This is a genomic window from Polaromonas sp. YR568 (genome assembly GCF_943369415.1).
In the GTDB taxonomy this organism is placed as follows: Bacteria; Pseudomonadota; Gammaproteobacteria; order Burkholderiales; family Burkholderiaceae_C; genus Polaromonas.
Map to the genome: position 1 here is coordinate 65,394 of NZ_CALRNF020000015.1, position 23,709 is coordinate 89,102.

Genomic DNA, 23,709 nt, shown 5'->3' on the forward strand with positions numbered 1-23,709 from the left:
TTAACTCTCGACCGCCACGCCTGCGGCCTGCAGAAACGTCTGCAAGGCGGCAAAGTCCAGCGGCTTGGTGAGGTGCTCGTCGAATCCGGCCGCCAGGGCCCGTTGCTTGTCCTCGTCGGTCCCGTAGCCGGTGAGGGCCGCGACGGTCACCTGCTCACCGCCGTTCAGGGCGCGCAAGGCTGCCAGCACTTCGTAGCCGTTCATGTCCGGCATGCCGAGGTCCAGCAACACGGCTTGCGGGGCCTGCTTGCGAAACAGCTCCAGCGCCGAGGGGCCGTCATAGGCCACCTTCACCTGGCAGCCCATCAGCCTCAAAATCTCCGCCAGGCTGTTGGCCGCGTCGCGGTTGTCGTCCACGACCAGGATGGCGGCGCCGGACCCGATGTCGTCCTCATCGCCGGCGCCGTCGGCGACAGCCTGTGCGTTGGGCAGGAAAAACGTGAAGGCGCTGCCGCGGCCCGGGCCTTCGCTTTCGGCGTTCAGGGTGCCACCGTGCATTTCCACCAGCGAGCGCGCCAGCGTCAGCCCTATGCCCAGCCCGCTTTCCCGCGCGGCGGTCTGCGCGTCGCCCTGCGAGAACAGCTCGAAAATCTGCGAAAGGGCCTGGGCCGACAGGCCCACCCCGTTGTCGCGCACCGAGGTGTACAGCTGCGTGCCGTCCTGCCAGACTTTCAGCTCGATCAGGCCCGCCTCGGGCGTGAACTTGGCCGCATTGATCAGCAGGTTCTGCAGCACCTGGGCCAGCCGCGTCGCGTCGCCCTGGACCAGCAGCGAGGCGGCGGGCATCTCCGTCGTCAGGCGGTGCCTGCGCGCGTCCAGCAGGGGGCGCACCGCCTCAATCGACCGGGCCACCACCAGGTTGTAGGGAACCTGCTCCGTCTTGAAGCGGATCTTGCCGGTGGTGAGCCGCCCGACGTCCAGCAGGTCGTCGACCAGGCGCGTCATGTGCGAAAGCTGCCGGTCTATCATGTCGCGGCTGCTGCGCACCAGCGGGCTTGGCGAGGGCTCAAGCTGCAGGATGGTGACGGCGTTGCGTATGGGCGCCAGCGGGTTGCGCAGCTCGTGCGCCAGCATGGCCAGGAACTCGCTCATGCGCTTGCTGGATTTTTCCAGTTCGTACAGGCGCCGCCTTTCCGTCATGTCGCGCGTGACTTTGACAAAACCGCGCAGCAGCCGGTTCGCGTCGTAAACCGGCGAGATCACGACATTGGCCCAGAACACCGAGCCGTCCCGGCGCACGCGCCAGCCTTCCTCCTCCACCCGGCCGTGCTGCAAGGCGGTTTTCAGTTCGGCTTCGGGCTTGCCGGCCTCAAGGTCTTCAGGCCGGTAAAACAGGCTGAAATGTTTGCCTATGACCTCGCTGGGGCTGTAGCCCTTGATCAGCTGCGCGCCGCTGTTCCAGCTTTCGATCACGCCGTCCGGGCTCAGCATGAAGATGGCGTAGTCCCGCACGCCTTCGATCATGAGCCTGAAATGCTGCTCGCTTTCACGCAGCGCTTCCTCGTGGGCACGGCGCTCGGTGAGGTCGCGCGTGACCTTGCCGAAGCCCGCCAGTTTCCCGTCCGGGTCCCTGAGCGCGGTAATGACCACGTTGGCCCAGAAGCGGCTGCCGTCCTTGCGCAGGCGCCAGCCTTCTTCCTCAAAGCGCCCGTCTTTTTCCGCGCGCCGCAACTCTTCGGCGGGCCAGCCGGCGGCGACGGCCTCGGCCGGGTAAAAGAGGGAGAAGTTGCGGCCTATGATTTCATCGGGTCGGTACTGTTTCAGGCGCTCGGCCCCGGTATTCCAGGACGCCACGTTGCCCTCGGTGTCCAGCATGAAAATGCCGTAATCCTGGACCGCGTCCACCAGCAGGCGGAAGCGGTCCGTTGAGGTCTGTTCCGTGGGGGCGTTCTTGGTGGGGGGCATTAAATCATGATAACCAGCTTGGCTGGCCTGGACCATAGGCGGATAGCCCGATTCCCCAGGCCGGTCTTTACTTCACCGGGATCACCGTACCGGCAGGCACCGGCACGGCGGTCACGCTGTTCTGCGGCGAGCCTTCGATGACACGGTCGGAATAGGTCAGGTAGACCAAGGTGTTGCGTTTGGTGTCCACCATGCGCACCACGCGCAGCCGTTTGAACACCAGCGAGATGCGCTCGCTGAACATCTCTTCCTGCTTGTCCAGCGGCTTGGCGCCGAAGCTGATGACGCCGGTCTGCCGGCAGGCTATGGAGGCCTCGGCCTTGTCTTCGGCCAAGCCGAAAGCCCCCTTGATGCCGCCGGTTTTGGCGCGCGACACATAACAGGTCACACCCGCGACCTTGGGGTCGTCGTAGGCATCGACCACGATTTTGTGGTCGGGGCCTATGAACTTGAACACGGTGTCGACCGCGCCGATCTCCTCGCTGCTGGCGCCACCGCAGGCGGCCAGAAGCAGAGCGCTGCTCATGGCAAGGATGCTGGACTTGATGAGGTGCTGGGTTGATGAAATGTAGGTCATGGCAATGATTGTGTTGGGGATGAATGATGGAGGCAGGCGCTTGCCGTCAAGGCCTCAAGCTTTGGTGCGCAGGCTGGCATGGGCCCGCACCCAGGCCGCAAATTCGTCTTCGGTGGCATCGCCAGCGGCGGCAGCCAGCATGGTCATGGTTGCGTCGGCCTGCGATGTGTCCAGCCGGTAGCCATTAAGGTAGAGGAACAAACCGGTAGCCAGAAAAGCAGCGCGCTTGTTGCCGTCCACAAACGGATGGTTCTTGGCCAGCCCGATGGTGTAGCTGGCCGCCAGAGCCGCCACATCCGGCGGCTGTGCCGGATCAGCGTAGGCCACGAGGTTTAGCGGGCGGCCCAGTGCGGAGTCCAGCAGCCCCTCGTCACGCAGGCCGGCGCCGCCGCCGTGCTCCGCCAGGCTTTCCCCGTGCAACAGCAGCAGCGCCGATTTGGTAATCCAGCGCCACGTCATTTGGCAAGCTGGTGGAAGGTGTCGCGAAAGTCGCGCATGAAGGCGCGGCCCGCGGCGATTTCCTCTTCCAGTGCCGGGTCATAGGGGGTCAGCGTGTAGCCGTCCGGGGTCTCGGTTAAAAAGACCGTTTCACCCTTGCCCAGCTTGAGCCTGGCAAGCGCTTCCTTGGGTAAAACCACGCCCACGGAGTTGCCGATCTGGGTGAGTTTGAGCATATGCATGGCGTTCCTTGGTTATTACATGTGTAATACTAAACCAGGGCGATAAGCAGGTCAAACCCGGGAAGGGGTTTTTGAGGCGGCTCTCAGGGCTTCAAAAGCTCAAAAAAACCGTTGGCCAGCCGTTCGCCGTTGACCATGATGTCCACTTCATGCCGGCCCGCATGGTGCACGCGCGTCGTGAAGTCGCGCACCACCTGGCCGCGCGACAGCTGCACGCTTTCGCCCGCACCCAGGGTCAGCTCCTTGAGCTTGAAGACCTTGGCCGAGCTGCTGTCGGCCTTTTTCACGTAGTGGATGGCGTAATCCACCACCAGGCGCTGGCTCTGCCGCGAGGTCGATTGCAGCGTGAACGAGAGTTCCAGCCGCTCGCCCAGCGTGAGCTTTTTCGGGCTGACGGACAGATCGCTGATGCTGACGGCGGCTTTTTTGCCGGCGCCTATGACGCTGAGCGCCTGTTTGTCGCCTTGCTTGATCAGCGTGCGCAGCGCGTGCCGCGCGATCCACGCTGTGTGCGGGTGGTCCAGCGGCCAGCCCTTCAGGCGCCCCAGCACCCATTCGGGGTGCAGCTTGGTGATGTCGTTCAGGTGGTTGGCCACCGACTTGCGCACGTAGAGGCTGGCGTCGGACTTGAGCGTCTCCAGGATGGGCGCGGCCAGTTCCGGGTCGGCCATCAGCGCGTCCAGCCTGAAGGACCAGGGCAGGCGAGGGCGGCTGCCTTCGCTGGCCAGGCGCCGCACGTGCTCGCTTTCGTCTTTCGCCCAGGCCTTCATCACGGCCAGCGTGCGCCCGGGGTCCTGGCGGATGAACTCGCGGATGGCGAATTCCGAGCTGCCGAAGGCGGTGAAAAACTTCAGCGCCGCCATGGACGTGTCGAAGTCGTCGCGCCCATACAAACCCACGTAATCCGGCAGCACCAGCGTGACAAAGCCGCTGTTGATACGCGGCGCGAGCTTGCGCAGGATGGCGATGCTTTTTTTGTAGTCGCCGGGCAGCGTGGCGTGCAGGCATTCGCTGGTGCGCCGCAGGCGCTGCATCAGCGAGAGCTCGTCCAGGCCGGGCAACGCGAGCGCCAGAAACTTCTTGCCGTCGAAGCGCGGGTAGACCGCCGCGGTTTCCGCCGCGATGTGGCGGTAGCGCGCGCGGTCGAAGATGTTTTTGAGGGCGGGTGCGGGGGTGGCGGTGTCGGACATGGCGACCGATTCTGCCACCGCGCGCTCGCAGCGTGGCCTTGGGGTTAAGCGCTACAGGCCTTGCAGCCGGTTTAGCTGCGCCCTGAGGCTGTCCAGTTCATCCATCAGCTCCAAGGCCAGTGCCGCACCGGCCGGGTTCACACCCAGGTCGCGCTGCAAGCGCACGGCCACGGTGGCGCGGTGCAGGTGCACGCCGGTGAAGCGCCATACCTCCGGCGCCGCGCCCAGCGGCGCCAGCACGCCTTCGTGCACCAGGTCCACGATGAGTTCCGACTGCGCGGCGCAGGCCCGGCAGAGATCATCGAGCGTGAGTTCCTCCTGGTCTTCCAGGATAAAACCGGCGAGGTAGCGGATAGGGGTGTTCATGCCTTGCCTCCGGAGGTTTGCAGCGCGGCGCGCGGCCTGAAGGCCTTGAACGCCGATGCCATGTCTTCATACGCTTTTTTCGCCGCATCGGTGTCAGCGGCCGGCAGGACGAGCTGCAGCACAAAATAAAAGTCGCCGGGTATCTTGCCCGGCAGCCCGCGGCCCTTGAGCCTGAGCTTGCGCCCGCCGGCCGAACCCGGCGGGATTTTCAGCTCCACCTCGCCCGTGGGCGTGGGCGCTTCCACCTCGGCGCCCAGCGCGGCTTCCCAGGGGGCCACGGGCAGGGTCATGTACACGTCATGGCCCTCGGCGCGGTACAGGGCATGCGGCAGGAATTCCACGTCCAGGTAAAGGTCGCCCGCGCTGCCCTGGCCCATGCCGGGAGCGCCCTGGCCCGCCAGGCGGATATGCTGGCCGGCGCGTATGCCCTTGGGGATGACAAATTCGATGGTCCGGTCCTGCATCGTCACGCCGGCATCGCTCTCCACCGGCATGCGCAACTGCAGCTTGCGCGTCGCGCCGCTGTAGGAGTCGGTGATGTCGATCTGGATTTTGGCGTGCTGGTCCTGGCCGTGCATGTCAAAGCTCCGGCCGCCGCGCATATCGTCAAAGCCGCCCCGGCCTTGCGGCCCGCCGCCCATGCCGCGGAAGATGGCGTCGAAAAAGTCGCTGTGGTCAAAGCCCTCGGCCCCGCCAAAGTGCGCACCGTCGCCGCCTGAGGCCTGCCCCGGGTTCCAGCCCGGCGGCGGGCGGAAGTCCTGCCCGGCCTGGTAATTGGCGCCCAGCTGGTCGTAGGCGGCGCGCTTTTCAGGGTCGCGCAGCACCTCGTAGGCTTCGGCGACTTCCTTGAAGCGCGCCTCGGCGTTCTTCTCCTTGCTGACGTCCGGGTGGTATTTGCGCGCCAGCTTGCGGTGGGCTTTTTTGATCTCTTCGGGCGTGGCGCTGCGCTCCACGCCCATGACCTTGTAGTAATCCTTGAATTCCATGAAACACTTTCATCAGGGATGGTTTACCTGCCAGCTACCTTAGCGCATAAGCGCCCGTCCGGCTGTCAGCCAAATACGTCAGCTTTCAGATAGGGGCGGCGGCCTCAGGGTCAACCCGCGGTTCCGCTGGAGTTGCGCCCCTACTGTGCGGTCCCGGCGGTCCCTATCATGGCCGGATGATTTCAAGCACCGCCCAGACACCGCTTCGCACCCTGTTTGACGCCCAGCACCAGGCCAGCCGCGACCAGATCGAAGTGCCGCTGGCCTTGCGCCGGGACCGCCTGCTGCGCATACGCAAGCTGCTGGACGAACACGGCGGCGCACTGGCCCAGGCCGTCAACGCCGACTTCGGCGTGCGCTCGGCGCAGCTCACCGAAATCGCCGACATCTTTGTGCTGCGCTCGCTGCTGTCCAGCACGCTCAAACAGCTGTCCAGGTGGATGAAGCCGGTGAAGGTGCGCACGCCGCTCTACCTGCAGCCCTCGCGCGCCTGGCTGCAACGCCAGCCGCTGGGCGTGGTGGGCGTGGTCTCGCCGTGGAACTACCCGGTGCAGCTGTCGCTGGGCCCGGTCATCACCGCGCTGGCCGCGGGCAACCGCGTGATGCTCAAGCCCAGCGAACTGACGCCGCGCACCTCGGCGCTGCTGGCCGCCCTGATTGAAAAATCCTTTGCGCCCGACGAACTCTGCGTGGTGCAGGGCGACAGCCAGCTGGCCGCCGAATTCGCCGGCCTGCCCTTCGACCACCTGTTCTTCACCGGCTCCACCGCCGTGGGCCGCAAGGTCGCCGAAGCCGCCGCCGCCAACCTCACGCCCACCACGCTGGAGCTGGGCGGCAAGTCGCCCTGCATCATCGATGCCTCCTGCGACCTCGACAAGGCCGCCATCAAGATCGCGCACGGCAAGCTGCTCAATGCCGGCCAGACCTGCATCGCGCCCGACTACGTGCTGCTGCCCCAGGGCCTGGAAACGGCTTTTGGCGAGGCCTTCGCCCGCGCCGTGGCGACGCTGTTCCCCACCATCACCGGCAACCCGGATTACGCCGCCATCATCAGCCCGCGCCACCTGGAGCGGCTGCAGGCGATGCTCGCGCAGGCCGAAGGCGAGGGCGCGCGCCTGCAAACAATTCATCCTGGCGTCCCCGGCGTCGGCGCGGCATCGCGGCAGATGGCACCCGTGCTGGTCTTCGACGTGCCCGCCACATCGAAGCTGCTCAGCGAGGAAATCTTCGGCCCCATCCTGCCGGTGATTCCGTACGCGGCGATCGACGACGCGATCCGCTACGTCAATGGCAGGCCGCGGCCGCTGGCGCTGTACTGGTTCGGCACCGACACCGGTTCGCGCGACCACGTGCTGGCCAGCACCGTGAGCGGCGGCGTCACGGTGAACGACACGCTGATGCACATCGCCCACGAAAACCTGCCATTCGGCGGCGTTGGCGAAAGCGGCTGGGGCGCCTACCACGGCGAAACCGGCTTCCTGCGGCTGACCCAGCAAAAGCCGGTCATGGTGCAATCCAGGTGGGCGAGGGGCGACCTGTTTTACCCGCCGTACGGCAAGCGCTTCGAGCAGGTGATGGGATTGCTCAAGCGGCTGATCTGAGGCCGGCCCGCTTGCGGCATGGCTCACGGGCTTTTGCCGTGGCATTTCCGCGACGCTTGCTCTTATCTGCCGGCCAGGTGAGGTCCGTCGGCCTCTTGCCCTCTTAGAATCTGGCAAAAACATATAGAGGGAGAGGCCATGCCTTTCATCGGACTGGGACTTCACTTCATCGTCGCGCTGTTCTTTGCCGTCCATGCGCTGCGCAGCGGCCAGCAGCTGTACTGGCTGATCATCCTGTTCTCCTTCCCCATGCTGGGCAGCATCGTCTACTTCCTGGCGATCTACCTGCCCGACTCGCGACTGGAACGCGGCGCGCGCAAGGTAGTGGCCGCTGCCGCCAAGACGCTCAATCCCACGCGCGAGCTCAAAGAGGCCCACGCCGCCTTCGATTACACGCCGACCGCGCAGAACCAGATGCGGCTGGCTGCCGCGCTGCTGGAGGCCGGCCAGGCCCTGGAAGCCGCCCAAAATTACGACGCATGCCTCAAAGGCCCGTTCGCGGCCGACCTGGAGATCAGGCTGGGGGCCTCCCGGGCTTACTTCGCCTGTGAGCGCTACGCCGAGGCGATCACGCACCTGGAGTTCATCCGGAAAACCGATCCCGCCTTCCGCGCGGAACAGGTCTCGCTGCTGCTCGCCCAGTCTTTGGCGGGCGCCGGCCGGAGCGCCGATGCCAGGGCGGAATTCGAAGCCGCGGTGGATCGCTTCGGCAGTTTTGAAAGCCGTGCCGAATACGCCATCTGGGCCGCGGCGGCCGGCGACACCGCCACCAGCGCGCGCCTGCAAGTTGAACTGCAGCGCTCCATGGATCGCTGGAACAGGCACACCCGGGAGCTCAACAAGCCATTGCTGCGCCGCCTGAATGCCGCATTTGAAAGGCGCTGAAAGCGACCTGCTTCGGGTGCTGTTTCTTTGCAGCCTGAACCGCTGGCGCAGCCCGACGGCGGAGCAGATTTTCGCGGAGCATCCGGGCCTGGAATGTTCGTCGGCGGGCCTCAACAATGGCGCGGACAATCCCCTGACGCCGGACCTCGTCGAATGGGCCGACCTGATCTTTGTGATGGAGCGCGCGCACAGCACGAAGCTGTCAGCGAGGTTCAAGAACCAGCTCAAGGGCAAACGCGTCATCTGCCTGGGCATTCCGGACAACTATTCCTATATGGATCCGGCGCTCGTGCAGTTGCTCAGAAGCAAGGTGACGCGCTTCCTGCAGGGCGCCTAGGCAGGCCGCGCAAGCCCTTTAGCTCAAGGCGTGGCCCCAAACACCTGCGCCCAGTAAATCCCCTGGCTGCTCTGGTTGTTCACCGCAAAGGCGGTGCCCATCTCGGTGAAAGCCGGCGACATGATGTTGACGCAATGGCCGGGGCTGTTGATCCAGCCTTGCACCACGGTGTCGGCCGTCATCTGGCCGGCGGCGATGTTCTCGCCGATGGCGCGCCAGGGGTAGCCGGCGCGCGTGGCGCGGCCGTCCACGTTGCTGCCGTCGCGGCCGGTGTGGCTGAAGTAGCTGTAGCGCGCCATGTCGGCTGCGTGGGCTGTGGCAAGGCCGGCCAGCGTGGCGTTGAATCGTAGCGGCGGCGCCGCCGCGAAGGCCTGGTTGCCGCAGCGTTGCGGTTTGGCGCGCGTTTCATTGACCAAGGCCAGCACGCGCGCCTGCACGTCGGCGGCCTGCGCCGCGGCGGGCGGCGAGAAAGGCGCGGCCAGCACCACCCAGGTCTGGGTGCCGCGCTGGTAAAAGCCCACATCCAGCATTTCGCGCTGCGCGGCGGTGCCGCAAGTCCTGCCCAGTGCCTTGGGCGTCAGGGCCGCGGGCCCGGCGGCGCCGCGCACGGAGATTTGCGCCGCGCGCGTGGCGCGGTAACCCGCGCTGTTGAGTGCGTCGTCGAGTTTGCTGCCGCCCGCGACCAGCGCCGCGGCGCGCGACAGCGCGGTGTGTTCACGCAGCGGGGCCGCCGGGCTCACGCCTTTGTCGCAGCCTTGCTGGCGCAGGGTGTTCAAGGCGTGCAGCAGGGGTGGATGGCCCTCGGCCGCCGGTTGCGCCTGCGCAGGCACGGTGGCGGCCAGCAGGACTGCCAGCGCTAACGAAGCTGCGCGTCGCGCTGTCGTCACTGTATTCAAAATCTGCATGCTTCCATGGGCGTCACAAACCGTTCCTGTTCTGGAAATGGCTGGGCGGTTGCCCCATGGCGGCCTTGAACATCGCGGTGAAGGCGCTGTCGCTGGCATAACCGCTGGCCGCCGCCACGGTGCTCACCGGCTGCCCGCGCGTGAGCAGGGGCAGGGCGTGGGCCAGGATGGCCTGCTGGCGCCATTGCTGGTAGCTCAGGCCCAGTTCGTCGCGAAACAGCCTGGCCACCGTGCGCTCGCTGGCGCCAATGTCGGCCGCCCATTCGGCCAGCGTGGCGCGCTGTGCCGGGGCGCGCAGCACCGCTTCGCACAGGGCGCGCAGCCGCTTGTCGCCGCTTTGCGGATGCGGCATGGGCACGCCCAGGGCCTGGGTGTCGGCGTGCGTGAGCTCGTCCAGCACCAGGCCGCTCAGCAGTTGCTCGCGCGAGGCACTCAGGGGATGGCCCGGTGAGGCCGCGTCCAGCGCGCTGATGGATTCACGCAGCAGCGGCGAGACCACCAGCACGCGGCAGCCGCTCCAGCCCCTGGGCGTGGCGCAGGCATGGATGTAAAGCGTGCGGAACTCGGCGGCCTCCAGCACGGTGATGTGGTGCTGCGCGCCGGGCGCGATCCACACCGCGCGCGAGGGCGGCACGATGTAGGTGATTTCGCCGCCGGCGCCGCTCGCGTCGTCATCGCCGCCTTCGGCCGTGACCTGCACCACACCGGTGGCGCAATAAGCCAGCTGCGCCCAGGCATGGGAGTGCGGCTCGAAGTGGGTGTCGGCAGGCATGGAACGGGCACGCACGCGCACCGGCCGCCTGGTGCTGGGCGTGAAGCTGTCGGTGTCGCCCACCGGCATGAAGCGAAGGTCGTTACGGCCCATGGTGAATCGCGCCCTGGAGGGTTTGGGTGGTTTTGTCTGAAATTCGATGAATCATGGCTATTTGTCGCATTTCAGCAGGCAAGGCCGATACTACGATAGCGCCATGAATACTTCAAGCACCGCGGCGGCGCCCGCCGGCAACGCGATTTCGCTCAAACAGGACGCCGGCGTGATTGGCCTGGTCGGCACGGCCCACCTGATCAGCCACTTCAGCCAGTTGCTGCTGGCGCCGCTGTTTCCCTGGCTCAAGGAAGCCTTCGACGTCAGCTACGCCGAACTCGGCTTCCTGATGACCCTGTTTTTTGTCACCTCTTGCGCGGTGCAGGCGCTGTCCGGCTTTGTGGTCGACAGGTTCGGCCCGCGTCCCATTTTGTTCGGCGGCCTGACCTTGCTGGGCCTGGCGGCCTTTGGTTATTCCATCAGCACCAGCTACTGGATGATGGCCGGCTTCGCCGTGATCGCCGGCATAGGCAACGGCGTGTTCCACCCGGTCGACTACACGCTGCTCAACCGCAAGGTCAGCGCGCCGCGCCTGGGCCATGCCTACAGCGTGCACGGCATCACCGGCAGCCTGGGCTGGGCGCTGGCCCCGGCCATGCTGGTGCCTTTGACCTTTGCGTTCTCATGGCGCGTGGCGCTGGCTTGCGCGGGCGTGCTGGCGTTTGTGGTGCTGGCGGTGCTGGTGGTCAACCGCGACAAGCTGACGCTGACCGTGACGGCGCCCGCCAAAGGCGCGCCGGCGGTCGACAGCTCACTGGGTTTCCTGAAGATTCCGGCGGTGTGGATGTGTTTTGCGTTCTTCTTCTGGTACGCCATCGTGCTCAGCGTGGTGCAGGCTTTCGCGCCTGAAGCCGCGCGCCACCTGCACGACGTGCCGCTGCCGCTGGTCGCCATGTGCCTGACGATTTACATGGTGTGCAGCGCCGGCGGCATGGTGTTCGGCGGATTTCTTGCGTCCAACCCCGCGCGCTGCGAACGCATCGTGGGCATAGGTTTTGGCGTCGCCGCCGTGTTCGCGCTCTTGCTGGCTTTGGGCAGCTACCCCGCGTGGGTGGTGCCGGTGCTGTTCGGCGTCATGGGTTTTTCCTCGGGCATTGCCGGGCCGTCGCGCGACCTGCTGGTCAAGCGCTCGACACCGGACAACGCCTCGGGCCGCGTCTATGGCGTGGTCTATGCGGGCCTGGACATCGGCCAGGCCGTGTCGCCGCTGATTTTCGGCGCGATGATGGACCACGGCCAGTACCGCGGCGTGCTGCTGGGCCTGGCGCTGATGCAGGGCGTGCTGATCGCCAGCGCATTCAATGTGCGCCGCGTGCGCCGCACGGCGCTGCCGGCCGCGGGCCAGATGCCGACAGCCGTCTAGAACCCTCAGGCCCAGCCCTGGCCTGTGTGCGCGGCAGCAACGGTTTTCCGCCGGAGTTGCGTACGCCGGTGGCCTGAGGGCCTTTCGCGGGTGCATTTTTGAGGACCCAGGCCTATACTGATTTGCATGACCCACACCCGGTATGCGATGGCCTTTTTACCCCGTACCCTGCTGGGTGCCGCATGCCTGCTGCCTGTGCTGGCGGCAGCGCAGATTGCGCCTGTCAAGTACGAGCTGACCGGCGACCTGGGCGGCGCCGTCTACAGCACGCAAAGCGTGATCCGCAGCAAGGACAACGAAACCCGCCTGCTGCCCTACGGATTTTTTGACTACGGCCGCCTTGCCGTGCGGGTGGACACCCTGAGCCTGAAGACCGTCCAGTTCGGCTACGGCTACCTGGAGTTCGCGCGCCGCATCAGCCAGGACGGCTGGCGCGCCGACACCGCCGCGCTGTCAGGGCTTAAAGACCGCAAGACGCCTATCCCGCTGGGCATAGGCACTTTCCAGGAAACGCCTTACGGCGCGCTGTTCCTGAACGCTTTTGTCGATGCCAACAAGTCGCACGGCAGCCTGGTGGAAGCCATTTACGCGGCAGAGTTCAAGGTCGGCAGCTGGTCCTTCTTCCCGCAGGCCGGGCTGGAATACAGCAACGCCAAGTACAACAACTACCTCTACGGCGTCAGCGCGGCCGAATCGGCCGCCAGCGGCTTCGCGGCGTACAACGCCGGGGCTTCCACGACGCCTATGCTGGGCCTGTCGGTGGACGTGCCGCTGGGCGAGCCGTGGACGCTGACCATGCAGGTGCGCCGCAGGTGGCTGGATTCATCGGTGCGCAACAGCCCGCTGGTCAGCCGCCGCACGCAGGACACCGGCTACATCGCTGTGTCCTACCGCTTCCGCTGAGGAAGCGCTACGCCTGGCGGAAAGGCCGGCTCAGGAAGCGCGAGCCTTCCAGCCCGAAGCGCCAGGGCTGCTCCATCGCCTTGGAAATACCGATACGCGGGCCGCTGACGACGCGGGGGCGCCCAGACGCCGGCACCAGATCAAAAGGCGGCAGGGCGATGCTGAGCCCGTTGTGTTCCCGGGTGATTCCAAGCGCCTGGCCCACGCGCCCGGGCCCGGCGCACAGCAGGCGCGCATCGTCCACCCCGCGACGCCGGCGCATCCGGTCCAGCCCGGCGAGCGGCTCGATGGCGCGTATCAAAACCCCGGCGCCGTGGCCTTCCTCGCGGCAGACGATGTTCAGGCACCAGTGGATGCCGTATGACAGGTAAACATAGGGGTGAGCAGGCGGACCGAACATGACCGCGTTGCGCGGCGTGGGGCCGGAAAAGGTGTGCGAGGCCGGGTCTTCGCGGTCGTAGGCTTCGGTCTCGACGATGCGCCCGCCCACGCCTTCAACCAGCAGGATGGCGCCTATCAAGCGGCGGGCAACGGTGGGTGATGGGGCCAGAAAATCAAGCGTCATGCCCGCAGTGTAAGAAAGGAGTTCGGCAACAGGCCGCTTACACCGCTGTGCGGTGCCTCGCGATGCAGCTGTCGAGTACCTCCGCAGCGTCGCGCTGCCACCAGTTGCCGGCCGAGAAAATCTCCACCTCGCTGTAGCCCGCGAAGCCCTGGGCCTCCACCCAGCCGCGGATTTTCGGGATGTCGATGACGCCGTCGCCCATCATGCCGCGGTCGTTGAGCAGGTCAGTCGTCGGCGTCAGCCAGTCGCAGACGTGAAAGGCCAGCAGCCGGTTTTTGCCGGCGCGCCGGATCTGGGCTTCGAGCTTGGGGTCCCACCAGACGTGGTACACGTCCACCGCCACGCCGAGCGCGCCTGTGTTGGCAGGGTCCAGCGCATCGCAGACGTCCAGTGCCTGCTCCATCGTGTTGATGCAGGCGCGATCCGCCGCGTACATGGGGTGCAGCGGTTCTATTGCCAGCGGCATTTTGCAGGCCCTGGCGTGTTCGAGCAGCCTGGCGATGCCGTCAAACACCTGGCTGCGCGACAGCGCAATGTCCTTGTGCGTCGCCTTGCCGGCCAGCGCGCCGGGCAGGCCGCCCACCACCAGCACCAGGCAGGCGGCGTTCAGTTCACAGGCTTCATCGACGGCGCGGCGGTTGTCGTCGTGCGCGGCTTGAAGGCCTGCAGCGTCGCTTGCGGGGAACATGCCGCCGCGGCAGTAACCCGACAGTTCCAGGCCGTGGGCTTCAACGAGTTTTGAAACCAGGGGCAGGCCGGCGGCGGCGACCTGGTCGCGCCAGGGTGAGATGGCGCGTATGCCGCGCGCCGCGCAGGCTTCAACAATGGCCGGCAGCGGCTGCTCGACGCCGCGCTGTTTGCGCACGGTGGCTGTGTTGATGGACAGCCAGCGGTGGTCTTGTGAAAAATCTCTCATGGGATGGGCGCCATCATTCGATGCCATGCAGTGCCAGCAATGTTTTCATGCGGCGCACGGCGAGTTCGGGCTGCTCCAGCACATGGGCCGCATCGGCCAGGCGAAACAGTTCTGCCAGGTGTTGCAACGAGCGCGTGCTCTGTTGGCCGCCCACCATCGTGAAGTGCGATTGGCGGCCGTTCAGCCAGGCCATGAACACAACGCCGGTTTTGTAAAAGCGTGTGGGTGCCGCAAAGATATGGCGCGACAGGGGAACCGTCGGGGCCAGGATGGCGTGGAACTTCTCCAGATTGCCCTGTGCCAGTTCGCCCAGCGCGGCGCTGGCGGCAGGTGCGATGGCGTCGAAGATGCCCAGCAGCGCGTCACTCTTGCCGTGCGTGGCTTCCTTGCCGAAGCCGTCGCCGGCGATCAGCTCGGCGTAATTGAAATCGTCGCCGGTGTACATGCGCACGCCGGCGGGCAGCCTGCGGCGCATGGCGATTTCCTGGTCCTTGTCCAGCAGCGAGATCTTGATGCCGTCGACCTTGCTTGCATTGGCTTCGATGATGCTCAGGGCCGTGTCCATCGCGCTCTCGGTGTCGGGGCTGCCCCAGTAGCCGGCCAGCGCCGGGTCGAACATGTCGCCCAGCCAGTGCAGCACCACGGGCTGCCTGGCCTGACGCAGGATGCGGTCGTAGACGCGTTCGTAGTCGGCCGGACTTTGCGCCACGCGGGCCAGCGCGCGCGAGGCCATCACGATGAGTTTGCCGCCCAGTTTTTCAATCGCTTCCATCTGTTCTTCGTAGCCGCGGATGACGTCGCCGACGGTCTTGACGTTTTCCAGCACCAGGTGGTCGGTGCCGCAACCTGAGGCTATGAGTGCGCCCGGCATGTCTTTGGCGGCGTCGAGAGAGCGGCGTATCAGCTCCAGCGAAGTCGGCCAGTCCAGGCCCATGCCGCGCTGGGCGGTATCCATGGCTTCGGCCACGCCCAGGCCCAGCGACCACAGATGGCGCCGGTAGGCAATGGTGGCCTCCCAGTCGACCGCGCAGGCCAGCCACGGGTCCACCGCGGCCAGCGGGTCGGCCACCACGTGGGCGGCGGAATAGGCGATGCGGTCAAAGCGCGTGCCCGGCGCCGGCTGGACGGGCGTGCTGCCGCGCAGCGTGTAGGGTTTGAGGCCGCCGCCGGAGGCCTCGGGCAAGGTCAGTGTCAGTGCCATGGAAGAGTTCCTCAGATCTTGAGCGGGGGCACGTCTATCCAGCGCCGCTCCTTCCAGCTTTGCAGCGCCGCCTCGACCAGTTGCACGCCCTTGGCGCCCTCGGGCAGCGTCCAGCGGTAGGGCTCGTTCTCGACCACGTGGCGTATGAAGTGTTCCCACTGGATCTTGAAGCCGTTGTCATAGGTTTGCGAGTCCGGCACTTCCTGCCACTGGTCGAAAAAATTCATCATCTGCTTCTGGTCGGGGTTCCATACCGGGCGGGGCGTGGTCACGCGCGATTGGGCGCGGCAGCTCTGCAGGCCGGCCACGGCCGAGCCGTGCGTGCCGTCCACATGGAAGGTGACCAGGTCGTCGCGGCGCACGCGCGTGGCCCATGACATGTTCATCTGGGCGATGACCGGCTCGCCGTTGTGGCCTGTGAGTTCAGCCGTGGCATAGGCCGCGTCGTCGGCGGTGGCCTTGTAGGGTTTGCCGGCTTCGTCCCAGCGCTCGGGAATGTGGGTGGCGCCCATGCAGGAGACGGACTTGACCTCGCCGAACAGGTTGTCCAGCACATAGCGCCAGTGGCACATCATGTCCAGGATCATGCCGCCGCCGTCTTCGCTGCGGTAGTTCCAGCTCGGGCGCTGGATGGGCTGCAGGTCGCCCTCGAACACCCAGTAGCCGAACTCCAGCCGCACCGACAGCATCCTGCCGAAGAAGCCGGCGCGGCGCAGCATGTCGAGCTTGCGCAGGCCGGGCAAAAAGAGCTTGTCCTGCACCGCGCCGTGTTTCAGGCCCGAGCTTTGCGCCAGGCGGGCGATTTCAACGGCCTCGTTGAGGTTGGTGGCGATGGGTTTTTCGCAGTAGACGTGCTTGCCGGCGCGTATCGCCTTGGCCAGCAGGGTGGGGCGCATCTGCGTGGTGCCTGCGTCGAAGAAGATCGTGTCGCTGGGGTTGGCCAGCGCCTGGTCCAGGTCGGTGCCCCAGCGGGCCACACCGTGCTCATGGGCCAGGGCTTCAACTTTGGCGGCGTTGCGGCCTATCAGGATGGGGTCGGGCATGACGCGGCTGCCGTCGGACAGCAGCACGCCGCCCTGCTGGCGTATCGCCAGGATGGAGCGGATCAGGTGCTGGTTGGTGCCCATGCGGCCGGTCACGCCGTGCATGATGATGCCCAGGGTGGGTTTGCTCATGTGTAGTCCTTGTTGCTGTGTTCAGTGAGGTTCAGTGGGATTCAATAAAAGGAACGCATCGCGTCCCAGGAAATCTGGCCGTCGGCCTGGCCGGTGGCGAAGCCGGGCGTGTCGAGCGAGCCCAGCGCGATTTGCCCGCCCTTGATGCGCAGCCGCACGGCGTCAAAGCTGTACTCGTAAAGCGTGTCGTGCGCCAGCAGCAGGTTTTGCTGCTCGGCCTCGGGCGCGGCCATCAGGCCGTTGACGTAGTGGTGGCCGTTGCGCTCCACATGAGCCAGTCCCAGCCAGCTGACCAGCGCCAGGTCTTGCTGCACGCCCAGGCCGGCCTGCATGGTCAGGTCCTCACCGGAGAGGAAACAGGGCGCGCCGGGCGACGACGCATTCCACATCGCGCAGCGCGCCGCGTTGATCACCGACTTGTAGAAGCCCTTGCAGCTTTTGCTCGACACGCCGGTGTAGCCCAGCGCCCTGGCCTGCACAAAGGCGTCCAGCGTGGCGTCGGATTCATCGACCAGCAGCGGAATATGTTTGGCCAGCGCGGACACGTCCTGCGCCAGCGCCTGGTCGCGGCGCAGCGGCTGCTCCACAAACGCCGTGCAGGCCAGCAGCGGCGCGAGTTGGGGGTCCGAGGTGAACTGCGTGAAGAAGTCGGCAAAGGCGCCGGCGCTGGCGTATTGCTCGTTTCCGTCCAGCGTGATGACACGCGCCACGCCTTCGAGCGCGTGGCTGATGGCTGTGAGCCGCGCCATGTCGGCTTCGGTGTTGCCGCTGAGCTTGATCTTGAAATGCCGGTGGCCGTAGCGCGTGATGGCGGCCTCCAGCGAGGCGGGCAGGCCGTCCATGGCTTCGCCCGCGGGCTTGTCCGCCTGGGTGATCGCATCGGCCAGGCCCACGGTGTGCCGCGCCGCGATCTGCTTGCGCGGCATCTGCAGCGAGAGGAAGCGCGCCATGTCGAAATCGCACAGGTCGCCGGCCAGGCCGCTGCCGCGCACAACTATGCCGGCCAAGTTGGCGCTCATGCCGGCGGCAAAGCTGCAATTAAGTTTGAGCAGCAGCGCGTCCAGGATGGCGCGGTCCAGCAGCGCCGGGCCGTAGCCGGCGGCCAGGGGGTTCAGCCCGGCGGCCGCGCCCTGGTCGAGCAGCGCCTGGTAGTGATGCGCGAAGTGCTGCCAGGCGGTTCGGGCGGATGTGTCCGCGCAATAGGCGGCACGGGCGGCCAAAAGCGCATCGCGCAGTTGCTGGAAGTTGTCTTCGTTCGACAGCGCCGTGTTTTTGTCGAACCACTTCGGGATCATCATTTCCGCCGCGCAGCCTTGCGAGGTCGACCCGTCGGCAAAGCGTATACGCGCCTGCACATAGACCTGGGGGCAGGAGGTCACGGTGGCGGCGCCGAAACGAAAGGGCAGGCGCAGCACCACGTCGCGCTCGGAAAAGCGGATCTCGTCGATATGGAAGCGAAGGGGTTCGTCCATGAGATTGGGCTCAGTGGTCCAGCGTGCCTTGCGAATAAAAATGCGCGCGCACTTTTTTGGCGTAGACCGCGAACTCGGGCGAGCCCATCATGTCCAGCGTGCGCGGGCGCGGCAGGTCTATGTCGTAGATGGCGGCGATGGCGCCCGGCCGTTCGCTCATCACGATGACACGGTCCGACAGGAACACGGCCTCGGGAATGCTGTGGGTGATCAGCAGCACGGTTTTTTGCGAGGCCGACCAGATGCGCTGCAGCTCCAGGTTCATCTTCTCTCGCGTCATCGCGTCGAGTGCGCCGAAGGGCTCGTCCATCAGCAACACCGAAGGGTCATGCAGCAAGGCGCGGCAAATGGAAGCGCGCTGCTGCATGCCGCCCGACAGCTGCCAGGGGTATTTGTTTTCAAACCCTTTGAGGCCGGCCATCTCGATCAGCTGCATCGCCTTGGCCAGCGCCTGCTCCCTGGGCATGTGGCGCATTTCGGCCTGCAGCAGGATGTTTTTGAGCACCGTGCGCCAGGCCAGCAGCACGGCGCTCTGGAACACGATGCCCACGTCTTTTTGCGGCCCGTTGATGGGCTTGCCCGCCAGCGTCAGCGTGCCGCCCGTAATGGGGAGCAGGCCCGCCACCATCTTCAGCAGCGTGCTTTTGCCGCAACCCGAAGGCCCGACGACCGAGATGAATTCACCCTCGCGAATCGAGAAGTCCAGGGGCTTGAGGGACTCGACCGGGCCGTCCTTGGTCTGGTAGGTCTTGGAGACGCCGCGGGCTTCTATCAGGTGGTCGTTGCGCATGGATAAGGTGCGCCTTCTTCAGTTCGTGGGCAGGAAGTCCAGGCTGACGTAATCTTCGGGCTTGCCGCGTGTCGAGGCGTCCATGCCGCCGTACTGCACCAGCAGGTCCAGCGAGTCGTTGACGTTTTTCATGGTCACGCGGAAGGGGCGCTGGTTGGCGGTTTCCTTGGTGTGGTACAGCGCCACGCTTTGTTTCATGCCGACGATCAGCGTGTCGCGCACGCCGGCCTTGGGGTTGGCCTTGAGCATTGCGTCGACGGCGGCTTCAGGGCTTTTCTCGGCGGCTTCGGCGGCGCGGGTGGAGGCGCGCATGAAGCGCTTGACCAGGTCGGGGTTCTCGGTCAGCAGGTTTTTGTTGGCGATGATGCCGGAGCTGATCTGGTTGATGCCCGAATCGGCGAAGCGTATCGGATAGACCTGCTTGCCGGTGGCGTCCTGCAGCTTGATGGCCTGGTCCATCACATAGCCGAGCAGCAGGTCGGCCTGGCCGTTCATCACGGCATTGAGCTTGGTCTGGCCGTCTCCCGAGACGATCTTGACCTGGTCGGCCTGGATGTTGTTGACCTTGAGGAACAGCGGCCACATCTGCGACATCGAGTCGCCCGGCGTGGTGGCGACGGTCTTGCCGATGATGTCCTTGGGCGTCTTGATGTTCTTGTCGGCAAAACCCATGACCGACATGGGACTGAGCTGGAACAGCACGCCGGTGGACTTGAGCGGCGCGCCCTTGGCGGCGGCCTTGATCATGGTGGTGACGTCAATGTAGCCGAAGGTGGCCGACTTGGCCGCCACGGCCTGGGCGGTGACGGCCGAGCCGCGGCCTTCCTGGATGTCCAGGTCTATGCCTTCCTCGGCGTAGAAGCCGCGCTCCCTGCCGAGGAAGAAGGGCGCGTGCTCGCTGTAGAGGTACCAGTTGAGCATCAGCGTGACTTTTTCGGGCGCCTTGGTCTGCGCCTGCGCGGGCGCCATGGCCAGCATCAGCGCGCCGGCGATGGCGGTGAGCAAAGGGGATATGCGGTTCTTCATGATGTGTCTCCTGGGGTTGCCGGTGATGGAACGTGACGAGGGGAACGAAAAACGAAAACAGGGAGGGGCGGCGGCTCAGAACACCTGGCGCTGCGAGGCATGCCAGGGAATCATCAGCCGCTCGGCCAGGTCTATGGCCGCGAACAGCAGCACACCGATGGTGGACAGCACCACCAGCGCGGCGAACATCAGCGGCAGGTCGAAGTTGCCGTTGGCCACCTGCAGCACATAGCCGATGCCGGAGTTGGAGCCGACGAATTCACCGACGACCGCGCCCACCACGGCCAGCGTGATGGACACCTTGAGGCCGCTGAAGATGGCGGGAAGGGCGTGCGGCAGGCTGATCTTGAAAAAAGTCTGCAGGCGGCTCGCGCCCATGGAGCGGGCCAGGTCCAGCATGTCGGGCTCGACCGACTTGAAGCCCATGACGGTGGACACCACGACCGGGAAGAAGCCCAGCAGGAAGGCCGAAATGATCTTGGGGAAGATGCCGAAGCCGAACCACACGACGAAGAGCGGCGCGATGGCAACCTTCGGAATGCTTTGCGAAAACACCAGCAGCGGGTAGACGTAAGACTCGACGAGCCGCGAGTAGGCAATCACCATGGCCAACGGGATGCCGATGATGATGGTGAGCGCGAAGCCGCCCAGCGTGGCCTGCGTGGTCTTCCAGCTTTGCTTGAGCAGGTTGCTCCATTCGGCGATCAGTTGCTGCACGACCTGTTCGGGACGCGGGATCAGATATGCCTGGATACTGAAGACGCGAATCGCCACATCCCACAACACCAGCAGCAGGATGATCAGCAGAAAAGGCCTGAGCGCCGGTAAGAGCAGCAGCTTGCGCAGCATCGGATATGTCTCCTTGTCGCCCATGCGGCATGGCGCCGCAGGCCGGCACGTCCGTATGTAACTATACGGTGAATTGTTGGGGCTGGGCTGGGGGCTGTCAACGGCCCCTAGGGAAACTCCGGGGGTGGGTTGCCGGGCTTGCCGGCGCTCAGCGCATCACGTAGCCGAGCACCATGTCCGTCATGTGCGACAGGCGCTGGGCCATGGCCTTGGGGGCGCGCAGGTCGCGCCCGAAGATGGTCGACAGCGTCTGGTTGTTCGACAGGTAGAAGTAACAGATCGACGCAATCGAGATGTAGAGCTGGATCGGGTCTATGCCCGCGCGGAACAGGTCCTTGCGCCGCCCGCGCTCGAGCACCGTGTCCAGCATCTGCACCAGCGGGGAGTTCATTTCCTGGATGCGGGCCGACTTCTTCAGGTGCGCCGCATTGTGCTGGTTTTCACTGTTGAGCAGCGAGATGAACTCGGGGTGTTCGAGGTAGTAATGCCAGGTGAAGGAAACCAGTTCGCGGATGGCCTCGACCGGGTCCATTTCGTCCAGGTGCAGCTTCTGCTCGGCGGCGCGTATGTCGGCGTAGGTGCTCTCCAGCACCGCGAGGAAGAGCTCGTCCTTGCTCTTGAAGTAGTAGTAGATCAGGCGCTTGTTGATGTCGGCGCGCCCGGCGATGCGGTCCACCCGCGCACCGGCCAGCCCGTACAGCGCGAACTCGTCGCGCGCCGCCAGCAGTATGGTTTGCTGTGAGCGGTCGGCGTCGCGCAGGCGTGGTTCCTGCGCGGAAGAGGGGGTGGTTGCCATGTGTCTGAATTTAACTGTTTAGTGAATTATTGCAAGTCCTGTAGGCCGAGGTGCCGATGCGCACGAGATTGCGCCCTGGGCACTACCGCCGCGAGCGCGATCGCCGCATAATAAAAAAATGCCTTGGCCATCCGCGCCCAGGCCGCAACGCAAGCCAAGGAGGCCCGCCATGAGCAATTCCAACACCCCCAAAGACGGTGATTTCGCGCACTGGGTTGAAGAAAAATCCGAAGCACTGAAGTTTGAGCTCGGCGAAAAATTCCCCGTGCCGCCCACCGTCCTCGTCTCGCCCAACGTGCATGCCGAAACCGGCCGGCAAAAGCTCGAGGAAGTGCTGCTGGAGCACGAGCAGCCGACGCAGGAGTTTCTCGACGAACTCGCGGCACTCGAAGCGGCGCCGCCGCTCAGCGACGAGGAACTGGCTCGCCAGGCTCTGGAAGCGGGCGGCGGGGATGGCGACGCCGCCACACCTGAATAAGCGCAGCGCTCGAAGCTGGACCCTCTTCATGCAAGCAGGGGCCGCGGAACCGGCTTTGCCGGGCCGCAGGCGCAGCGGCCCCCTCGGGGGGCAGCGACCCACACGAAGTGGGGGAGCGTGGGGGCCATCTTCAACGGCACAATAGGCCCATGACCTCTCAACTCGCCGGCCACCTCCTCGTCGACTGCCTTCTGGCCCAGGGCGTAACCCACGCATTCGGCGTGCCCGGTGAAAGCTATCTCGCCGTTCTCGACGGGCTGCATGCGCGCCAGGGCAAGATCCAGTTCGTCACCTGCCGGCAGGAGGGCGGCGCGGCCTTTATGGCCGAAGCCCACGGCAAGCTCACCGGCCGGCCGGGCGTCTGCATGGTCACCCGGGGGCCGGGCGCCACGAATGCGTCCATCGGCGTGCACACGGCCTTCCAGGATTCCACGCCCATGGTGCTGCTGGTGGGCGACGTGGCCAGCGACTGCCGCGACCGCGAAGCTTTCCAGGAAGTGGACTACTTCAACTTCTTCGGGCCCAGCACCAAGGGCTTTGCCAAGCGCGTGGAGCGCATCGACGACGCCGACCGCATTCCCGAATACGTGGCGCGTGCCTTCGCCACCGCGATGAACGGCCGCCCCGGCCCGGTGGTGCTGGTGCTGCCCGAAGACATGCTGACCCGCATGACGGCCGCGCAGCCGCTGCCGCGCGTGGAGGCGGTGCAGGCCTGGAGCGACCCGGGCTCGCTGCGCACGCTGCGCGAGATGCTGCTCAAGTCCGAACGCCCGCTCATCATCGCCGGCGGCGGCGGCTGGACGCCGCAGTCGGCACAGGCGCTGCAGCGCTTCGCCGAAAACTGGAAGCTGCCGGTGGGCAATGCCTTCCGCTTCCAGGACACCTTTGACAACCACCACCCGCTTTACGCGGGCGACGTGGGCATTGGCCTCAATCCCAAGCTGGCCGCGCGCGTGAAGGCCAGCGACCTGATCATCGCCATCGGCCCGCGCCTGGGCGAGATGACGACCGGCAACTACACGCTGCTTGAGGCGCCCCGGCCGAAACAAAAACTGGTGCACATCCATGCCAGCGCCGAGGAGCTCAACCGTGTCTACCAGGCCGACCTCGCCATCAACGCCACCATGAACGCCGCCGCGCGCTCGCTGGAAGTGCTGACCGCGCCGGTGACCGTGGCCTGGGAGGCCTGGACGGCATCGGCCAACGAGGATTACCTGGAGAACCTCAAGCCCACGCCCTCGGCCAATTTGCCGGGCGACATCGACATGCCGGCTATCGTCGGCCTGCTGCAAAAGCATTTGCCGGCGGATGCGGTGCTGACCAACGGCGCGGGCAATTTCGCGAGTTGGGTGCATCGCTTCTTCAAGCACCACGGCCTGGTCAAGGGTCACAAGACGCAGCTGGCGCCCACCGTGGGCGCCATGGGTTACGGCGTGCCGGCGGGCATCGCGGCGGCCATCACGACGGGCCGGACGGCTTTCACGATCGCGGGCGACGGCGACTTTTTGATGAACGGCCAGGAACTGGCCACGGCCGTGCAGCACGGCGCCAAAAGCATCATCGTGCTGCTCAACAACGGCATGTACGGCACCATACGCATGCACCAGGAAAGGGAGTACCCCACGCACGAAAGTGGTTCACGCCTGAACAACCCGGACTTCGCCGGCCTGGCGCGCGCCTACGGCTACGCCGGCGTGCGCATCACGCGCACGGACGAGTTCGAAGCCGAGCTGCTGGCGGCCCTGGCACGAAAAGAGGGCACGGTGATCGAGGTCACGCTGGACCCGGAAGTCATCACCACGCGCGGCACGCTGTCGGCGATCACGCAGAACGCGCTGGCCAAGGCGCCATAGCCCAGCCTGGAATCTCGCGGGCATA

The 23,709-nt window shown here is 65.7% G+C and carries 25 protein-coding genes; 7 read left to right on the forward strand and 18 right to left on the reverse strand.

What is annotated here, in order from left to right:
- The 7 genes from ACLV74_RS11445 to ACLV74_RS11475 form a co-directional block, all read right to left on the reverse strand.
- Window positions 1-1,905, reverse strand: coding sequence for a PAS domain S-box protein (locus ACLV74_RS11445; RefSeq protein ID WP_411879517.1), 1,905 nt, complete (start codon window positions 1,903-1,905; stop codon window positions 1-3).
- 67 nt (window positions 1,906-1,972) lie between these two features.
- On the reverse strand, window positions 1,973-2,431 hold the full coding sequence (locus ACLV74_RS11450; RefSeq protein ID WP_411879562.1) for a CreA family protein: 459 nt from the start codon (window positions 2,429-2,431) through the stop codon (window positions 1,973-1,975).
- 105 nt (window positions 2,432-2,536) lie between these two features.
- Window positions 2,537-2,941, reverse strand: coding sequence for a type II toxin-antitoxin system death-on-curing family toxin (locus ACLV74_RS11455; protein WP_411879518.1), 405 nt, complete (start codon window positions 2,939-2,941; stop codon window positions 2,537-2,539).
- Window positions 2,938-3,162 carry an AbrB/MazE/SpoVT family DNA-binding domain-containing protein gene (locus tag ACLV74_RS11460; RefSeq protein WP_411879519.1) on the reverse strand — a complete coding sequence of 75 codons (225 nt, stop codon included), beginning with the start codon at window positions 3,160-3,162 and terminating at the stop codon, window positions 2,938-2,940. The genes ACLV74_RS11455 and ACLV74_RS11460 overlap by 4 nt, the downstream gene beginning before the upstream one ends.
- Before the next feature lie 83 nt (window positions 3,163-3,245).
- On the reverse strand, window positions 3,246-4,352 hold the full coding sequence (locus ACLV74_RS11465; RefSeq protein WP_411879520.1) for a DNA alkylation repair protein: 1,107 nt from the start codon (window positions 4,350-4,352) through the stop codon (window positions 3,246-3,248).
- A gap of 51 nt (window positions 4,353-4,403) precedes the next feature.
- Window positions 4,404-4,718, reverse strand: coding sequence for a chaperone modulator CbpM (locus ACLV74_RS11470; RefSeq protein ID WP_411879521.1), 315 nt, complete (start codon window positions 4,716-4,718; stop codon window positions 4,404-4,406).
- Entirely contained in the window at window positions 4,715-5,704 is a 990-nt protein-coding gene (locus ACLV74_RS11475) for a DnaJ C-terminal domain-containing protein (RefSeq protein WP_411879522.1), read from the reverse strand. The genes ACLV74_RS11470 and ACLV74_RS11475 overlap by 4 nt, the downstream gene beginning before the upstream one ends.
- Window positions 5,705-5,880: 176 nt before the next feature.
- On the opposite strand from ACLV74_RS11475, the gene ACLV74_RS11480 reads away from it, so the two are divergent.
- The 3 genes from ACLV74_RS11480 (at window position 5,881) to ACLV74_RS11490 (ending at window position 8,527) form a co-directional block, all read left to right on the forward strand.
- Entirely contained in the window at window positions 5,881-7,305 is a 1,425-nt protein-coding gene (locus tag ACLV74_RS11480; RefSeq protein WP_411879523.1) for a coniferyl aldehyde dehydrogenase, read from the forward strand.
- Between the two features lie 138 nt (window positions 7,306-7,443).
- Window positions 7,444-8,190 (forward strand): hypothetical protein, encoded by a 747-nt coding sequence (locus tag ACLV74_RS11485; protein WP_411879524.1) that lies wholly within the window; start codon window positions 7,444-7,446, stop codon window positions 8,188-8,190.
- Window positions 8,177-8,527 (forward strand): low molecular weight protein tyrosine phosphatase family protein, encoded by a 351-nt coding sequence (locus ACLV74_RS11490; RefSeq protein ID WP_411879525.1) that lies wholly within the window; start codon window positions 8,177-8,179, stop codon window positions 8,525-8,527. Before ACLV74_RS11485 ends, ACLV74_RS11490 begins: the two co-directional genes overlap by 14 nt.
- A 23-nt stretch (window positions 8,528-8,550) precedes the next feature.
- Here ACLV74_RS11490 and ACLV74_RS11495 read toward each other — a convergent pair whose 3' ends face one another.
- Both ACLV74_RS11495 and ACLV74_RS11500 read right to left on the reverse strand, forming a co-directional pair.
- Window positions 8,551-9,414 (reverse strand): CAP domain-containing protein, encoded by an 864-nt coding sequence (locus ACLV74_RS11495; protein ID WP_411879526.1) that lies wholly within the window; start codon window positions 9,412-9,414, stop codon window positions 8,551-8,553.
- Between the two features lie 31 nt (window positions 9,415-9,445).
- Window positions 9,446-10,297 carry an AraC family transcriptional regulator gene (locus tag ACLV74_RS11500; RefSeq protein ID WP_411879527.1) on the reverse strand — a complete coding sequence of 284 codons (852 nt, stop codon included), beginning with the start codon at window positions 10,295-10,297 and terminating at the stop codon, window positions 9,446-9,448.
- 103 nt (window positions 10,298-10,400) lie between these two features.
- Between ACLV74_RS11500 and ACLV74_RS11505 the strand changes: the two genes are divergently transcribed.
- Both ACLV74_RS11505 and ACLV74_RS11510 read left to right on the forward strand, forming a co-directional pair.
- Entirely contained in the window at window positions 10,401-11,660 is a 1,260-nt protein-coding gene (locus tag ACLV74_RS11505) for an MFS transporter (protein ID WP_411879528.1), read from the forward strand.
- A 126-nt stretch (window positions 11,661-11,786) separates the two neighbouring features.
- Window positions 11,787-12,563, forward strand: coding sequence for a MipA/OmpV family protein (locus tag ACLV74_RS11510; protein ID WP_411879529.1), 777 nt, complete (start codon window positions 11,787-11,789; stop codon window positions 12,561-12,563).
- 7 nt (window positions 12,564-12,570) lie between these two features.
- Here ACLV74_RS11510 and ACLV74_RS11515 read toward each other — a convergent pair whose 3' ends face one another.
- From ACLV74_RS11515 to ACLV74_RS11555, 9 genes are all read right to left on the reverse strand, one after another.
- On the reverse strand, window positions 12,571-13,128 hold the full coding sequence (locus ACLV74_RS11515) for a DNA-3-methyladenine glycosylase (RefSeq protein WP_411879530.1): 558 nt from the start codon (window positions 13,126-13,128) through the stop codon (window positions 12,571-12,573).
- A 37-nt stretch (window positions 13,129-13,165) separates the two neighbouring features.
- Window positions 13,166-14,044, reverse strand: coding sequence for a sugar phosphate isomerase/epimerase family protein (locus tag ACLV74_RS11520; RefSeq protein ID WP_411879531.1), 879 nt, complete (start codon window positions 14,042-14,044; stop codon window positions 13,166-13,168).
- Window positions 14,045-14,057: 13 nt separating this feature from the next.
- On the reverse strand, window positions 14,058-15,245 hold the full coding sequence (locus ACLV74_RS11525) for a dihydrodipicolinate synthase family protein (RefSeq protein ID WP_411879532.1): 1,188 nt from the start codon (window positions 15,243-15,245) through the stop codon (window positions 14,058-14,060).
- An 11-nt stretch (window positions 15,246-15,256) separates the two neighbouring features.
- Window positions 15,257-16,420, reverse strand: coding sequence for a Gfo/Idh/MocA family protein (locus ACLV74_RS11530; RefSeq protein WP_411879533.1), 1,164 nt, complete (start codon window positions 16,418-16,420; stop codon window positions 15,257-15,259).
- Between the two features lie 41 nt (window positions 16,421-16,461).
- Window positions 16,462-17,892: an enolase C-terminal domain-like protein gene (locus tag ACLV74_RS11535; protein WP_411879534.1), complete on the reverse strand. Its 1,431-nt coding sequence runs from the start codon at window positions 17,890-17,892 to the stop codon at window positions 16,462-16,464.
- Window positions 17,893-17,902: 10 nt separating this feature from the next.
- Window positions 17,903-18,682, reverse strand: a complete 780-nt coding sequence (locus ACLV74_RS11540; RefSeq protein ID WP_411879535.1) for an ABC transporter ATP-binding protein — start codon at window positions 18,680-18,682, stop codon at window positions 17,903-17,905.
- An 18-nt stretch (window positions 18,683-18,700) separates the two neighbouring features.
- On the reverse strand, window positions 18,701-19,708 hold the full coding sequence (locus tag ACLV74_RS11545) for an ABC transporter substrate-binding protein (protein ID WP_411879536.1): 1,008 nt from the start codon (window positions 19,706-19,708) through the stop codon (window positions 18,701-18,703).
- A gap of 75 nt (window positions 19,709-19,783) precedes the next feature.
- The gene (locus tag ACLV74_RS11550; RefSeq protein WP_411879537.1) at window positions 19,784-20,557 is read right to left on the reverse strand and encodes an ABC transporter permease; all 774 of its coding nucleotides are present in this window, start codon (window positions 20,555-20,557) and stop codon (window positions 19,784-19,786) included.
- 148 nt (window positions 20,558-20,705) lie between these two features.
- Window positions 20,706-21,353, reverse strand: coding sequence for a TetR family transcriptional regulator (locus ACLV74_RS11555; RefSeq protein WP_411879538.1), 648 nt, complete (start codon window positions 21,351-21,353; stop codon window positions 20,706-20,708).
- Window positions 21,354-21,522: 169 nt separating this feature from the next.
- On the opposite strand from ACLV74_RS11555, the gene ACLV74_RS11560 reads away from it, so the two are divergent.
- On the forward strand, window positions 21,523-21,831 hold the full coding sequence (locus tag ACLV74_RS11560; RefSeq protein ID WP_411879539.1) for a hypothetical protein: 309 nt from the start codon (window positions 21,523-21,525) through the stop codon (window positions 21,829-21,831).
- A gap of 149 nt (window positions 21,832-21,980) precedes the next feature.
- Window positions 21,981-23,684 (forward strand): thiamine pyrophosphate-binding protein, encoded by a 1,704-nt coding sequence (locus tag ACLV74_RS11565; RefSeq protein ID WP_411879540.1) that lies wholly within the window; start codon window positions 21,981-21,983, stop codon window positions 23,682-23,684.
- The last annotated feature ends 25 nt before the right edge of the window (window positions 23,685-23,709 follow it).

Coding starts and splice junctions, on each gene's coding strand:
- ACLV74_RS11445 (WP_411879517.1), bottom strand. CDS start 1,905: ATGCCCCCCACCAAGAACGCCCCCACGGAACAGACCTCAACGGACCGC.
- ACLV74_RS11450 (WP_411879562.1), bottom strand. CDS start 2,431: ATGAGCAGCGCTCTGCTTCTGGCCGCCTGCGGTGGCGCCAGCAGCGAG.
- ACLV74_RS11455 (WP_411879518.1), bottom strand. CDS start 2,941: ATGACGTGGCGCTGGATTACCAAATCGGCGCTGCTGCTGTTGCACGGG.
- ACLV74_RS11460 (WP_411879519.1), bottom strand. CDS start 3,162: ATGCATATGCTCAAACTCACCCAGATCGGCAACTCCGTGGGCGTGGTT.
- ACLV74_RS11465 (WP_411879520.1), bottom strand. CDS start 4,352: ATGTCCGACACCGCCACCCCCGCACCCGCCCTCAAAAACATCTTCGAC.
- ACLV74_RS11470 (WP_411879521.1), bottom strand. CDS start 4,718: ATGAACACCCCTATCCGCTACCTCGCCGGTTTTATCCTGGAAGACCAG.
- ACLV74_RS11475 (WP_411879522.1), bottom strand. CDS start 5,704: ATGGAATTCAAGGATTACTACAAGGTCATGGGCGTGGAGCGCAGCGCC.
- ACLV74_RS11480 (WP_411879523.1), top strand. CDS start 5,881: ATGATTTCAAGCACCGCCCAGACACCGCTTCGCACCCTGTTTGACGCC.
- ACLV74_RS11485 (WP_411879524.1), top strand. CDS start 7,444: ATGCCTTTCATCGGACTGGGACTTCACTTCATCGTCGCGCTGTTCTTT.
- ACLV74_RS11500 (WP_411879527.1), bottom strand. CDS start 10,297: ATGGGCCGTAACGACCTTCGCTTCATGCCGGTGGGCGACACCGACAGC.
- ACLV74_RS11505 (WP_411879528.1), top strand. CDS start 10,401: ATGAATACTTCAAGCACCGCGGCGGCGCCCGCCGGCAACGCGATTTCG.
- ACLV74_RS11510 (WP_411879529.1), top strand. CDS start 11,787: ATGACCCACACCCGGTATGCGATGGCCTTTTTACCCCGTACCCTGCTG.
- ACLV74_RS11515 (WP_411879530.1), bottom strand. CDS start 13,128: ATGACGCTTGATTTTCTGGCCCCATCACCCACCGTTGCCCGCCGCTTG.
- ACLV74_RS11520 (WP_411879531.1), bottom strand. CDS start 14,044: ATGAGAGATTTTTCACAAGACCACCGCTGGCTGTCCATCAACACAGCC.
- ACLV74_RS11525 (WP_411879532.1), bottom strand. CDS start 15,245: ATGGCACTGACACTGACCTTGCCCGAGGCCTCCGGCGGCGGCCTCAAA.
- ACLV74_RS11530 (WP_411879533.1), bottom strand. CDS start 16,420: ATGAGCAAACCCACCCTGGGCATCATCATGCACGGCGTGACCGGCCGC.
- ACLV74_RS11535 (WP_411879534.1), bottom strand. CDS start 17,892: ATGGACGAACCCCTTCGCTTCCATATCGACGAGATCCGCTTTTCCGAG.
- ACLV74_RS11540 (WP_411879535.1), bottom strand. CDS start 18,682: ATGCGCAACGACCACCTGATAGAAGCCCGCGGCGTCTCCAAGACCTAC.
- ACLV74_RS11545 (WP_411879536.1), bottom strand. CDS start 19,708: ATGAAGAACCGCATATCCCCTTTGCTCACCGCCATCGCCGGCGCGCTG.
- ACLV74_RS11550 (WP_411879537.1), bottom strand. CDS start 20,557: ATGCTGCGCAAGCTGCTGCTCTTACCGGCGCTCAGGCCTTTTCTGCTG.
- ACLV74_RS11555 (WP_411879538.1), bottom strand. CDS start 21,353: ATGGCAACCACCCCCTCTTCCGCGCAGGAACCACGCCTGCGCGACGCC.
- ACLV74_RS11560 (WP_411879539.1), top strand. CDS start 21,523: ATGAGCAATTCCAACACCCCCAAAGACGGTGATTTCGCGCACTGGGTT.
- ACLV74_RS11565 (WP_411879540.1), top strand. CDS start 21,981: ATGACCTCTCAACTCGCCGGCCACCTCCTCGTCGACTGCCTTCTGGCC.